Origin of the sequence: Dactylosporangium sp. NPDC050588 (assembly GCF_040654975.1) — a bacterium.
Taxonomy (GTDB): domain Bacteria; phylum Actinomycetota; class Actinomycetes; order Mycobacteriales; family Micromonosporaceae; genus Dactylosporangium; species Dactylosporangium maewongense.
Map to the genome: position 1 here is coordinate 107,650 of NZ_JBFAJA010000007.1, position 12,723 is coordinate 120,372.

General features: G+C 73.7%; 11 protein-coding genes. 7 read left to right on the top strand and 4 right to left on the bottom strand.

Translation table 11 applies throughout. The features are described 5' to 3' along the window. From AB0I21_RS06500 to AB0I21_RS06510, 3 genes are all read left to right on the top strand, one after another. Positions 1-564 carry a hypothetical protein gene (locus tag AB0I21_RS06500; RefSeq protein WP_360559401.1) on the top strand — a complete coding sequence of 188 codons (564 nt, stop codon included), beginning with the start codon at positions 1-3 and terminating at the stop codon, positions 562-564. After that, on the top strand, positions 561-1,061 hold the full coding sequence (locus tag AB0I21_RS06505) for a YceI family protein (RefSeq protein WP_360559402.1): 501 nt from the start codon (positions 561-563) through the stop codon (positions 1,059-1,061). Before AB0I21_RS06500 ends, AB0I21_RS06505 begins: the two co-directional genes overlap by 4 nt. Before the next feature lie 176 nt (positions 1,062-1,237). Next, positions 1,238-4,810, top strand: coding sequence for a hypothetical protein (locus AB0I21_RS06510; protein WP_360559403.1), 3,573 nt, complete (start codon positions 1,238-1,240; stop codon positions 4,808-4,810). Positions 4,811-4,827: 17 nt separating this feature from the next. On the opposite strand, the gene AB0I21_RS06515 is transcribed toward AB0I21_RS06510, so the two are convergent. From AB0I21_RS06515 to AB0I21_RS06525, 3 genes are all read right to left on the bottom strand, one after another. Then, the gene (locus AB0I21_RS06515) at positions 4,828-6,348 is read right to left on the bottom strand and encodes a sulfatase (RefSeq protein ID WP_360559404.1); all 1,521 of its coding nucleotides are present in this window, start codon (positions 6,346-6,348) and stop codon (positions 4,828-4,830) included. A 68-nt stretch (positions 6,349-6,416) separates the two neighbouring features. Then, positions 6,417-7,544 (bottom strand): HAMP domain-containing sensor histidine kinase, encoded by a 1,128-nt coding sequence (locus tag AB0I21_RS06520; protein WP_360559405.1) that lies wholly within the window; start codon positions 7,542-7,544, stop codon positions 6,417-6,419. Between the two features lies 1 nt (position 7,545). Then, the gene (locus AB0I21_RS06525) at positions 7,546-8,199 is read right to left on the bottom strand and encodes a response regulator transcription factor (protein ID WP_344506965.1); all 654 of its coding nucleotides are present in this window, start codon (positions 8,197-8,199) and stop codon (positions 7,546-7,548) included. Positions 8,200-8,318: 119 nt separating this feature from the next. Here AB0I21_RS06525 and AB0I21_RS06530 point away from each other — a divergent pair, with 119 nt between their 5' ends. The 4 genes from AB0I21_RS06530 to AB0I21_RS06545 all read left to right on the top strand — a co-directional run bounded on the left by AB0I21_RS06530 (position 8,319) and on the right by AB0I21_RS06545 (position 12,407). Next, positions 8,319-9,188 (top strand): ABC transporter ATP-binding protein, encoded by an 870-nt coding sequence (locus tag AB0I21_RS06530; RefSeq protein WP_360559406.1) that lies wholly within the window; start codon positions 8,319-8,321, stop codon positions 9,186-9,188. Positions 9,189-9,273: 85 nt separating this feature from the next. After that, entirely contained in the window at positions 9,274-10,272 is a 999-nt protein-coding gene (locus tag AB0I21_RS06535) for a transmembrane transport protein (RefSeq protein WP_360559407.1), read from the top strand. Between the two features lie 69 nt (positions 10,273-10,341). Then, a complete protein-coding gene (locus tag AB0I21_RS06540) occupies positions 10,342-10,968 on the top strand; it encodes a DUF4328 domain-containing protein (RefSeq protein WP_360559408.1) in 627 nt (208 codons plus the stop codon). Positions 10,969-10,985: 17 nt separating this feature from the next. After that, on the top strand, positions 10,986-12,407 hold the full coding sequence (locus AB0I21_RS06545) for a hypothetical protein (RefSeq protein ID WP_360559409.1): 1,422 nt from the start codon (positions 10,986-10,988) through the stop codon (positions 12,405-12,407). Here the strand turns inward: AB0I21_RS06545 and AB0I21_RS06550 are convergent. After that, on the bottom strand, positions 12,368-12,580 hold the full coding sequence (locus AB0I21_RS06550) for a hypothetical protein (RefSeq protein ID WP_360559410.1): 213 nt from the start codon (positions 12,578-12,580) through the stop codon (positions 12,368-12,370). The genes AB0I21_RS06545 and AB0I21_RS06550 overlap by 40 nt on opposite strands. Positions 12,581-12,723 lie beyond the last annotated feature (143 nt).

Genomic DNA, 12,723 nt, shown 5'->3' on the forward strand with positions numbered 1-12,723 from the left:
ATGTCCGCCACGCCGCCCGCCGCGATCCTCGACCGTATGAACATCACCGTGCAGACAGTCCCCGACCCGCACCCGGTCGACACCGCCTGGGTCGACGAGGCCCTGGCCACGACGGCGACCGCCGAGGCGATCATCGGACGCCCCGTCGGCGGCGGCGACGGCATCATGATCGCGGCGTCCGGCGAGGGCCCGTTCGAGATCGTCGAGGCCCGTCGCGGCAAGGGCCCGGGGCCCGCCAGGTACATGCAGGTCGTCGCGTTCGACGGGCCGCGGACGGCGCAGTGGGCCGTCGCCGAGGAACGCTCCGCGACCCGCCTGTGGCCCGCCGTCCGCGACCTCCCGGGCATCGTCTGGACGCTGCGGCTGCGCGGCGCCGGCAACGCCGTGACGATCGTGACGCTCGCCGAGTCCGCCGACGCCGTCGACGCCGCGGTCCGCGCGGTCATGTCGACCCCGCTGCTGCCCGGCGAGGACCCGGCGCTGCTGACCGGCCCCGACCGGATCGGCGTCTACCACCTCGTGCACGCCGACCTGCCGCTCACGCCCGTCGGGAGCCCGGCATGACCACCACGACCATGACCGGCACCTGGACGGTCGAGACGCCGCTGCGCGCCGGCTTCGCCGCCCGGCACCTCGGGTTCGGGACCGTGCACGGCACCATCGCGGTGACCGGCGGGACCGTCGAGTTCGACGCCGGCGGGCGCCCCGTGCGGCTGGAGGGCACCCTCGACCCGGCGTCGATCGACACCGGCAACCCGCGGCGCGACAAGGACCTGCGCGGCAGGCGCTTCCTCGACGTGGCGCACCACCCGCGGATGGAGCTGACCGCCGGGCACATCGAGCCGACCGGCGCCGGATGGCGGGCGAACGCCGTGCTCCGGGTGGCCGGCGCGGAAGCTCCACTGTGGATCGACGGCACGCTGGACGGCCTGTCGGTCACCGGCACCGCCCGGCTGGACCTGCGCGACGCCGGGATCCGGGCACCGGGGTTCCTGGTCGGCCGGCACGTCGCGCTGACGATCTCGGCCCGGCTGGTCAGGCCGGACGCCGAGGCGTCGTAACCACCGCACGGAACACCCCGGCCACCGGTCGCGGCGCCGTCGGCACCGCACCGGAGTACTCCGGCCGCCGCCAGATACACGATCCGGCTGGCCGACTGGCGACAGCGCCGCCGCCGGGTTGGCGCCCATAGTGAAGCCACGCAGGCTCGGACCGGGGGGACACAGCAATGGGACAGGTGGGTTTCGCTGCGGGGTTCGCGCAGAACACGACGTACGGGACGGTCGAGGTCATCGTGCCGTGGCCGGCGGGCGGGTTCGCGCTGTACTGGTTCGACCGGGGCGCCGGGCGGTGGAGCGGGCCGTGGCCGTGCGTGCCGCCGTCCGTGGGGGTCGTCGACTCGGTCAGCTGGCACGAGGGCGACTACCAGAGCCAGGACGGCGAGCACAACAACTACGAGCTGGTGACGGTCGAGTCGGGCCGGACCGTGCACTGGTTCCGGGACAACGGGCCGCCGAACCGGTGGACCCGGGCCCGCGTCGGGCTGGGCGGGGACCTGGCCGACGCGGCGAGGGCGACGCTCACCCGGACCCGCTGGGCGCCGGTCGACGGGGACAGCTCTCCGCGGCACAACCTGCTGCTGGTCACCGCGCCCCGCACGGGCGGCGGGATGTATCGGCAGCACCAGCTCATGACGCTGCACTCCACGGTGTACGACTGGACCGGCGGCCCGTTCGAGGAGATCGTGCGGCTGTACGCCGTGAGCACCGACACCGAACCCGTCACCGGCCCGTTCGACGGCGTCGGCTGGGTGCTGGGGACGGTCGGCACCCACGAGACGGACTTCGAGGACAACTACCGGGGCCGGGAGATGTACGTCGCGGTCCGCGGCGACGGCACGCTACGCACGTTCGAGGAGTTCCAGTACCCGCAGGACATCGGCCACGGCGTGCGGGGGCGGCCCGCGATCATCCAGAGCGACCGCGGCCGCTCCGACCCGTGGATCGGCTTCGGCCGGCACGGCAACTACGAGCTGTTCGCGCCGTCGCGGACCGGCGGCATCCGGCACTTCTGGCGGCCGAACCCCGGCTACGAGCACGAGAACAACGACTGGGCCGAGGCCGGCACCGTCGGCACCGGGTTCTACGACGAGGTGTCGGTCGTGCAGCTGCGCGACGAGGACAAACCCGAGGGCGACAGCAGCGCGCCGCTGTGGCTGTTCGCGCGGTGCGACGGCCAGCCGTGGGTGGACCTGTTCCAGCAGCGGCACATCGGCGACGGGTTCCGCTGGGAGCAGCTGCCGACCCTCGGCGACCCGGCCCGCCCGCAGGTGCGGCTCAGCGTCGAGGAGGACTTCGTCGTGGTGTCGCCGCTCAAGCGCGGCGAGGTGCGGCGGATCCGGTACACGTGCTTCGCGGGCAGCCCGATCATCTGGCTGTCCTCGGAGCCCGGTGTCTGGGTGTCGTACACGGGGGAGGCGCTCCGGGCTCAGATGCGCGCGTCGACGGTCCGTACCCGGGGCGAGACCGCGGCGGAGGAAGGCCTGGACACGTTCGAGCGGACCGGCCACCTGGACACGCCGCTGCTGACCGCCGGCACCGTGGTGCGGGTCTGGGGCACCACCGACCCGTCGGCCGACCCCCGTGTGACGCCGCCGCCGCGGGCCGAGGTGGCGTACGTCATCGCGACGGGCCGGCCCGGGAACCTCGTCGACGAGGGCGGCGTCCACGCGTTCCCCGAAGCGGACCGGGTCCGCCTCGAGGTCACAAACGACGCGCGACCGGTCTGTCTCATCGCCGAGATCGGCGAGGGCGCACCGGCCGAGCACCGCCCGTACGGGCACACCTACCACGCGTTCGACACCTGCGCGGGCCGCCTCGTGCTGGGCGAGCTGCGGCAGGCGTGGCAGGAGGACCTCGTCCAGGCGCCCGGTCACGAGCTGCGCCCCGGCGCCACGTACACCGTGATCGTGCGGGTCATGGACACCCGCGGCTACTGGTCGGAGACGGTCGCGCCGGTGACGCTGCGGCAGCGGCGGGTCGACGTCACCGTCGACCGGGTCGAGATCGTCGCGTCCGGCGACTCCGGCGCCGCCGACGGCTGGTTCAGCGCCGAGGTGTACTCGGGGCTGGTCCGGCAGGGCGTGGTCGAACGGGTCCGGCGGTGGCAGTTCGGCGACGAGGACAACTGGGCGGAGCTGGAGGCGGGCGACGTCTTCGGCACCGGCGGCTCGCTGCACGCCGCCGGGCCGCCGTGGACGGCGACGATCGGGCCCGGCCCGGCGGCGGTCCGCCCGTTCGGGGTGCGGCTGGAGATCTTCGACGAGGACGGGCTGTTCGAGCCCGACGAGCACGCCAGCGGCGCCTGGGAGACCGAGGACGACCGCCCGGTCGTCGACGCGCCGTTCACCGTCCGCACCGACCGGGAGCCGTCCTACGCCACGGCGTCGGCGCGCGGGCGGTACACCATCGCCTACGTCAGCCCGCCCGGCCAGCCGGACCGGCTCGACTGGCGGGCCGCGCAGGTCGACACGAGCGCGGACCTGCCCGCCGGCGCGGACTACGACGGCGACGGCGTCCCCGACCGTGGCGTGTGGCGTCCGTGGCCCGGCGCGTGGGTGATCGAGCCGTCCAGCGGCGGTCTGCGGGTGTACGACCTCGGCGGCCCGGGCGACCTTCCCGTGCCGGGCCTGTACGCGGCCACGCCCGAGGCCGAGCCGGCGGTGTGGCGCTCCGGCGTCCTGCGCACCTTGGCGGAGCCGGCCGGGACGCCGCTGGCGGACCTGACGCCGCACCGGGTCGGGATCCTCGCCGCGTCCCTCGCCGCCCTCGTCGCGGCGCTGCGCGCGGACGGCCGCGACGCGTCCGCCGCCGAGGCCGAGCTGGCGCTGGTGGAGGGCGCCGCCTACGCGGCGGCGGCGCTGTGGCTGACCCGCGCCCAGGCGGCCCACCCGTCGGACATCCCGGCGCAGCTCGCCGCCGCCGGCAACGCGTGGGACGTCGCCTCCCGGCTCGCGGCGTCGCCGGCCGTGACCCCGGAGCGGCTGCGGATCCTGGTGGCGCAGCTCGACCTGCTCGCGCGGCTGCTCGCGTTCGGCTCGACCGACTCGTCGGCCGGCGTGCGCGCCGCCACCCTCGCCCGCGAGCTGCACGCCCGGATCGGCGGGCACGAACTGGAGATCGCCCGGTCCTGGTCCAACCAGGCGCTGACCCACCACGAGGTCGCGTTCCACCCCGCCCAGCCGCACCCGCAGGAGGAGCTGGCCGCGCAGCGGGAGGCGGCCGGGCACGCCGCCGACGCCTACGCGGAGGCGCTGCGCGGGCCGCTCGACACCGCGCAACGCCTCGCCGTCGCCCGCGAGCTGGACCGGGTCGCCCGGCTGCGGGTCTTCGGCTCCGCCGACTCCGCGCCGATGACCCCGATCCTCCAGGTGGGCCGCGCGGTCTACGCGGACCTGCCCGGCGACCACCGGGCGGACCTCGGCGCGTCCTACACCAGCGAGGCGCTCACCCACCACGAGATCGCGTTCCACCCGCAGCAGCAGCACGCGGCGGACGAGCTCGCCGCCCAGCGGGGCGCCGCGAGACAAGCCGCCGAGCGCTACTTCGACCTGCTGCCCGCCGCCCTCGACACGCTGCCCGATGGTGACGTACGGGCGATCGCCGGCAACCTGCGGCAGCTCACCGGCCTGCTCGCCTTCGGCCTCGACGACGCCGACACCAGCCCGGCCGCGTCGTGGGCGCGGGCCGCGGTGGGCCGCGCCGCCGACCTCGCCGCCCAGCTCGACCGGCACCTGACGCCCGCCGGGTGACCGCCCGGGGTGCAGTGTCAGGCGGTCACGTGGCCGGCGGTCCAGCAGGCCTCGTGGGTGTGGCAGTCACGCAGCCGCTGCAGCGCGGTGTGCAGGGCCGCGCGCCGCGATGCGGGCAGCTGCGCCGCGATGTTATTCAGCTGGTACGGGTCGGCGAACCGGTCGTAGTACTCGCGCTCGCCGTTGGCGTACTCGACGTAGGTGTAGGACGCGGTGCGCAGCGCCTCATAGGTGGTCGGCCTGCCGTCGCGGGCGGTCTGGGCGTCCGGGTCGTCGGCGGCGGCGTCCGGCCCGTGGTGCTCGATCAGCGAGGCGGTGCGCCAGTTCGCCGCCGGCTGGCCCTGCAGCAGCGGGACGATGCTGCGGCCGTTCACGTCCGAGGCGACGGTGCCGCCGGCGAGGCGCTGGAAGGTCGGCGCCAGGTCGATGTTCTGCACGATCTCCGTGCGGGTGCTGCCGGCGGGGACGGCCGGTCCGGCGATGACGAGCGGCACGCGGACGTCGGTGTCGAACGCGGTCTGCTTGCCCTGCGCCAGCCGGTATTCGCCGAGGTGGAACCCGTTGTCGGAGCTGAACACGAAGTACGTGTCGTCCGCGACGCCGCTGTCCTCGAGGGTTGCCCGCAGCTTGGCGATCAGCCGGTCCACGGCCTGGACCGACTGCGCGCGCTTGCGGAAGTCCGTGTCGATCTTCGTCTTCTCGGCCGCGGTCAGCGGGTCCTGCCCGGCCAGCCAGGTGGGCGCCCCGGCGGGCAGCGCGTCGAACGCCGGGCTCCGCGGCGCCGTGAGGCCGGGGAACGCGTCGAGGTCCTGGGGTGCGGGGGTGAACGGCGCGTGCGGCGCGAACGTCGAGACCTCCAGCACGAACGGGGTGCCGGCGGCCGCGTTGCGCTGGATGAAGGAGCTGCCCTTGCGGGCGAGGACGTTGGTCAGGTAGTCCGCGGGGGTGGAGCCGTAGTGCACGACGGCATGGTTCTCGTTGAGGTCGTAGTTGTACTCGGCGTAGCCGTTGCCGGCGACGTCCCACTCGGACCAGCCCGGCGGCACGTACGGCAGCGCACCGCCCTGCGTGTCCGCGGGCAGGTATCCGTTGAGGTACTTGCCCATCATGGCGGTCGCGTAGCCCCGCGCCCGCAGTGCGGTGGCGTAGGTGCGGTCCTCGTTGCCGCGGCCCTTGAAGACGCCGAAACCGCCGTCGGCGCCGCCGTTGGTGAAGACGCCGGTGTCGTGCGGGAACTTGCCGGTGAAGATCGACGAGCGGGAGGGGCAGCACAGCGAGTCGGTCACCGTGTAGTTGGTGAACGTGACGCCGTCGCGTTGCAGCCGCTGTACCTGCGGCAGGAACTGGACCAGGTTCCACGCCAGGTCGTCGGTGAGGACGAAGACGATGTTGGGCGGCGGGGCAGCCTCGGCGGCCTCGGCGGTGCGGCCCGCGGAGGCGGCCGCGGTCGAGACGGCGGCCGCGAGCAACGCGGTGGCGGCGGCGATCAGAAGCCGTGGACGTCTGGGAAAGAAGCGCATGACGCCATCGTCACGCATGTCCATTAATCCTACCGGCTAGATAGTGTTCGGGTTGTGTAAAGTTTCATTGATCTCGATGCCTTCGGTCAGGTGCGGAACGACGGGAAGGTCACCTCGACGACGAGGCCGCCACCCGGGCGCGGGTTGGCCTTCAGGGTGGCGGCGTGCGCGGTGGCGATGGCGCGCACGATGGACAGGCCGAGGCCGTGGTGGCCGTCGTCGGCGGTGCGCTGCATGCGCTGGAACGGCTCGAAGAGCCGGTCGACCTGGTCCGCAGGGACGACCGGACCGGTGTTGGCGATCGCGAAGCTCACCCGGCCGACGAGCGCCCGGACCGCGACCTCGACCCGGCCGCCGGGCGCGTTGTAGTGGATCGCGTTGTCGCAGAGGTTCGCGACGAGCCGGGCGACGAGCAGCGGGTCGCCGTAGATGCGGGCGGGCTCCAGCGACGGCACCGCGCGCAGGCCGGCGCGGTCGAGGTCGCCGGCCCGCTCGGCGAGCGCCTCGGTGACGATGGCGGCCAGGTCGAAGGGCTCGTCGCGCGGCTGGTCGTGCTCGCTGCTGGACAGGGTGAGCAGCGACTCGAGCAGGCGCGCCCGGCCGGCGCTGATCTTCATCAGCCGCTGGAAGTTGGCCCGGAACGCCTCGACGTCGGCGTCGGGGTCGATGAGCGGCTCCTCCAGCAGTGCGTGCTCGACGGTCAGCGGGGTGCGCAGCTCGTGCGCGGCGTTGGCGACGAACCGCTTGTGCGCGTCCAGCGACGTCTCCAGCCGGCCGAGCAGGCCGTCGACGGTGTCCGCGAGGTCCTTGAGCTCGTCGCGGGGGCCGGTGACGGCGAGGCGCTCGTGGACGTTGCGCTCGGAGATGTGCTGCAGCCGCTCCGCCATCGTGCGCACCGGGCGCAGCAGCCGGCCGGCGATCAGCCAGCCGAACGCCAGCGACAGCGCCGTCATGATGGCCAGGGCGACGGCGGGCACGGTGAGCAGCGAGCTCTGCTCGTGCACCGGGCCGAGGATGTCCGGCCGCGCCAGCGGGCCCTGCCCCGGCACCGGCGGGGGAGCCGGCGCCCTCTGCGGCAGGAAGCCCCGGACGTCGCCGTCGAGGCCCTGGGCGATGCTGTACATGATGACCAGCAGCACCGCGCCGGACACGACGGCGACCAGGCAGATGACCAGGGTGAGGCGCCAGCGGAGGCGGTTGGGGCCGTTGCGCATCTCAGATCCGGTATCCGGCCCGGGGCACGGTCTCGATCAGCGGCGGGTCGCCGAGCTTGGCGCGCAGCCGGTTCATCGTCGCCTTCACCGTGGTTGTGAACGGGTCGGCCGCCTCGTCCCACACGCGGTCCAGCAGTTCCTCAGCCGACACGACCCGCCCGCGGCAGGTGAGCAGGTACTCGAGCACCGCGAACTCCTTGGGGCTCAGCGTCAGCCGCTCGCCGGCCCGCGCCGCGACGCGCTGCGCCGGGTCGAGCCGCAGGTCGCCGTGCGTCAGCACGGGCGGCGTCGCCGGACGTGACCGCCGGCTGACCGCCCGGACGCGGGCGACCAGCTCCGCGTAGGCGAACGGCTTCGGCAGGTAGTCGTCGGCGCCGAGCCCGAGCCCCTCGACCCGCTCGGCGATCGTGCCCGAGGCGGTCAGCATCAGTACCCGGGCGGGGGAGCCCTGCGCGACGAGCGTGCGGCACACCTGGTCGCCGTGCACCCCCGGCAGGTCACGGTCCAGGACCACCACGTCGTAGTCGACCACAGACGTGCGCTCCAGCGCGGCGCCGCCGTCATAGGCGACGTCGACCGCCATGCCCTCGCGCCGCAGCACCCGCGCCACCGAGTCGGCCAGCTCCGGTTGGTCCTCCACCACCAGCACCCGCATCGGCAGAAGGTTAGCCGCGGCGCGGTCACAGCCCGGTCACAGCCGCGCGGACCGTCCCGTGACCGCCCGGCGCCTAGAACTTGACCTCGACACGATCCATCGAGGACTAGGAGCCGGCGATGACAGCGGTCATCGAAACCCAGGCACTCGGCAAGCGCTACGGGCACGTCACGGCGCTCACCGACTGCACCCTCAGCATCCCGGAAGGGCGCGTCGTCGGGCTGGTCGGCCCGAACGGCGCCGGCAAGTCGACCCTCCTCGGGCTGGTCTGCGGGCTGATCGCACCGAGCGCCGGCAGCATCGCCGTGCTCGGCAACCCGCCCGCCGCCAGCGCGGCGCAGCTGGCCCGGGTCGGGTTCGTCGCGCAGGACGCCCCGATCTACGGCAGCCTCACCGTCGCCGACCACCTGCGGCTCGGCGCCCGCCTGAACCCGCGCTGGGACGCCGCCCTCGCCGAACGCCGCATCCGGCAGCGCAACCTCGACCCGCGGCAGAAGGCCGGGCGGCTCTCCGGCGGGCAACGGGCCCAGCTCGCCCTGACCATCGCCGCCGCGAAACGCGCCGACCTGCTCATCCTCGACGAGCCCGTCGCGGCGCTCGACCCGCTCGCCCGGCGCGCGTTCCTGCAGGACCTGCTCGACTTCGTCGGCGAGCTCGGCGTCAGCGTCGTGCTCTCCTCGCACCTGCTCGGCGACCTGGAGCGGGTCTGCGACCACCTCATCGTGCTCGCCTCGGCGCGCGTCCAGCTCAGCGGCGACGTCGCGCAGCTGCTCGCCGAGCACCAGCGGCTCACCGGTACGCTGCCCGGCTTCGACCGGCTGCCCGCCGGCGCCGAGATCATCCACGCCGAGCAGAACACGATGGTCGTCCGCACGGCCACCCCGATCGACGGCGCCGACCGCGTCGACCTCGAGGACCTCGTCCTCGCCTACCTCACCCGCGCCGCCGGCTTCGACGGCGCCCCGATGCTCGCGGAGGCGCAGCGATGACCGGCACGGAGCGGAGCGGAGGGCTGGGCATCATGGGCGCAGTGTGTGGGTCGGGCCGGCGCCGGAGCGCAGCGGAGGTGGCGGCATGACCTGGCTCACCTGGCGGCAGTTCCGCGTGCAGGCCGTCGTGACCGCGGCCGCCCTCGCCGCCCTCACCGTCTACCTGCTGGTGCTCGGGTTCAGCATCCGCGCCGCGTACGACACCGACATCGCCGCCTGCACCCCTGCCACGTGCAGCACGGCGGTCGAGCACTTCACCAACACGTACGACGCCCAGGTCGGACTCGTCGGCGCGCTCCTGCTGGCGATCCCGGCGCTCGTCGGCATCTTCTGGGGCGCGCCGCTGGTCGCCCGGGAGCTGGAGGAGAAGACCGACAAGCTGGTCTGGAACCAGAGCGTTACCCGGACCCGCTGGCTCGCGGTCAAGCTCGGCCTCCTCGGCGCCGTGGCCGTGCTCGCCAGCGGCCTGCTCAGTCTCCTGCTCACGTGGAGCGCCAGCCGCTACGACCAGGTGACCGGCGACCGCTTCGCCGCGCTGAACTTCGCCGCCCGCAACGTCGTGCCCGTCGGCTACGCCCTCTTCGCGTTCGCCCTCGGCGCGGTCACCGGCCTGGTCGTGCGCCGCACCCTGCCGGCGATGGCGATCACCCTGGCCCTGTTCGCGCTGGTACAGGTCGCGGTGCCCAACGGCATCCGCCAGCACATCATGCCGCCGGTCACCGAGACGGTGACGGTGGACGCGGCGGTCATGGAGCGCATCAAAGGCCTTGGCATCAGGGGCTCCGAGGGCGCGTTCCTCACCGGGTACAGCGCGCCCGGCGTGTGGTCGCTCAGCGAGGAGATGAAGCTGTTCAAGCCCGACGGGTCGCCGTACCTCGAGGCCGACGCCGTGCCCTGCATGGCCGCCGGCAGCTTCGCGAAGGCCAAGGCCTGCACGGCCAGCCAGAACCTGCACTTCTCCTACGTCTACCAGCCGGGCTCCCGGTACTGGCCCTTCCAGTGGATCGAGCTGTCCGCCTACCTGGTCCTGGCCCTGCTGCTGACCGCCCTCGGCTTCCTGTGGATCCGCCGGCGCCGCACCTGACGCCTTCGGGACAGGCGGCCGCACGTGGATTGCAGGTGGGCTGCAAGCGGTGCGGTGCATGCTGCCCGAATGATCGAGACGGGTACCGCTGCACCGCACCGCCTGGCGACGATGGGCTGGGTGGTGACCGGCGCGCTCGGCGTCGCCGCACTGGCACACGCATACACCATCGTCGACTCCCTGCGCGGCCCGGTCGCCGGCACCGGCGAGGTCGTCGCGTCCGAGTCCAGCGTCACCCTCGGCATCTTCACCAACGCCGACACCCAGTCGATCGTGCTCAACGCCGCCCGGCTGCTGGTGCTCGCCGCCCTCATCGTCTGGCTGTACCTGGTCCGCGACAACTTCGACCGGCGCGATGAGACCAGCGTCCGCTGGCCCAAGGCCTTCACCGTCGCCGGCTGGTTCATCCCCGTCGCCAACATCGTCATCCCGCAGCAGGTCGTCAAGGAGCTGTACGCCCGCAGCAACCCCGACCGCTCCTGGACCCCGACCGGCGTGGTCAGCTCCTGGTGGCTGCTGCTGCTGGTCAGCCTCTTCGCCTCCACCGAGACGAAGCTCTACGCCGACGGCTTCAAGGACGTGCACACCCCGGTCGAGGTCGCGTACGTCACCGGCGCCGCCGGCATCCTCGCTGCCCTCCTCGCCGCCTTCATCGTCCTTCGCATCACCACCTGGCAGGACAACGCCCAGCCCTGACACCGCACAATGACCCGGTGGAACTCGCCGCACTGCTCGCCGCGTTGCATGGCACCGACGAAGAGGCCTACTGCCTCGTGTGGCGGCGCGCGTTCCACGGCGAGCGGCTCACCTCCGAAACCGCGCCGATCGTCCGGTATCTCCTGACGGCGGTGCACGACCCGGGGTTCGGCGCCGGCGACGAGAGCAAACGCACGGGCATGCTGTTCCTGCTGCGCGAGGTCGCCCGCGTCGACGCCCGCTTCGACCTCCTCCCCGAGGTGTTCGCCGCCCTGTGGCCCATCCCCACCGGCTGGCCCCGGCGTGCGAGGGTGGCGGCAGCTTCCGCGGCGGCGATGCTCGTCCGGCACCCCGCTCTCGGCGACCGCCGCGACGAGGTCATCGCCCACCACGAGGCCGCCGCATTGGACACCGAGGACCGGCTCATGTGCGCCAGCTACATGGTCGGGCTCGGTGAGCTCGGCGTCGCGCCCCGGGCCTGGCTCGACGACCCGAGGCTGGGCGTGCGGACCTGTGCCGCCCTGGCGCCCGCTCTCGCCGCCGACGAGACCGCCCTGTCGGTGCTGGTGCGGGCCGCCGGTCACCCTCGCGCGTTCGACCACGCCTTCGAGGAGCCGTTCGTCGCGCCCCGGTACAGGATGATGTTCCTGTCGCAGTTCGCCGGACGGTCCCGCGACCAGCTCATCGCCACCGTCTGCGAGCGGGTCACCGACTTCCGGCGGCTGTTGAACGCCGCGGTGGCCGCCGTCGAGCTGCGGGACGCGTCGTTCGGGCCGTACCTCCGCGTCGCGTTCCCCTCGGGCCTCGCCGACGACGGCACGGCGTCGGCCGAGCAGGACTGCTTCGTGCGGGCGCTGACGGCGCGTGACGACGTGTGGGAGCCGAGCCGGCGTGGCGTGTTCGCCGCTGCGGGCCTCCCGCACGACCGCGACCGCTGGCGCGAGGTGCACGTCCCGAAGGTGCTCGACGATCGCGGCCGGCCGATCTACGCGTCGGGGACGATCGTGGTCCTCGACGCCACCCGGCAGCTGCGCCGCGCCCCGCGGATGTACCTGGGCCGGGAGCGTTCCGATCCTCGCCTGCTCGGCACGCTGCTGGACGTCATCCGGCGCGACGGGCTCCGGGTCGACGTCGAGGGGCCGCTGCGCTTCACGGTGACAGGTGGTCCGGACGACCCGCGACCCGACCCCGAGGACCTCGTCACCGGCCCGATGCCCTGGCAGCCGCGGCTGCGCGGGGTCAGGGTCGCGGCGGCGTTCAGCCTGTGGGTGACGGCCCACCAGTGGGTCGGCGGCATCGCGTACCGGCAGCAGTTCGTCGACGGCACACCGATGGCCCCTTGCGAGACGCTCGGCCCTGCCGACCACGAGGACGGCTTCCACATCGTGTTCGAGCTCGATCAGGAGTGGCTGCCGGCCGGTGCGCGGCTGCCGGGCTGACGTGGCAGGCCGGGGACGGTGCGCCAGGCGCCCGTACCGGTGGAGGCCAGGGCGAGCAGGGTGGTCATGCCGGCGACGTCCGACCGTGCGGCGCCCGAGCCGTACGTGGTGGACAGCAGCACGCCGAGCACCACGAGCAGCAGGCCGGCGGCGGCCAGCAGCGCGCCCGTCACGTCGAAGGACGGCGCCGGGCGCGCTGCGGGCGGGGGCGGGCAGCCGGCGGATCAGCACGATGATCCACGCTATGCCGAGGACCTGCAGCAGGAACGACGCCCGCCAGCTGAACAGGCTGGTGATGAGGCCGCCGATCAGCGGG

Coding starts and splice junctions, on each gene's coding strand:
- AB0I21_RS06525 (WP_344506965.1), bottom strand. CDS start 8,199: ATGCGGGTGCTGGTGGTGGAGGACCAACCGGAGCTGGCCGACTCGGTG.
- AB0I21_RS06515 (WP_360559404.1), bottom strand. CDS start 6,348: ATGCGTGACGATGGCGTCATGCGCTTCTTTCCCAGACGTCCACGGCTT.
- AB0I21_RS06520 (WP_360559405.1), bottom strand. CDS start 7,544: ATGCGCAACGGCCCCAACCGCCTCCGCTGGCGCCTCACCCTGGTCATC.
- AB0I21_RS06505 (WP_360559402.1), top strand. CDS start 561: ATGACCACCACGACCATGACCGGCACCTGGACGGTCGAGACGCCGCTG.
- AB0I21_RS06500 (WP_360559401.1), top strand. CDS start 1: ATGTCCGCCACGCCGCCCGCCGCGATCCTCGACCGTATGAACATCACC.
- AB0I21_RS06540 (WP_360559408.1), top strand. CDS start 10,342: ATGATCGAGACGGGTACCGCTGCACCGCACCGCCTGGCGACGATGGGC.
- AB0I21_RS06535 (WP_360559407.1), top strand. CDS start 9,274: ATGACCTGGCTCACCTGGCGGCAGTTCCGCGTGCAGGCCGTCGTGACC.
- AB0I21_RS06530 (WP_360559406.1), top strand. CDS start 8,319: ATGACAGCGGTCATCGAAACCCAGGCACTCGGCAAGCGCTACGGGCAC.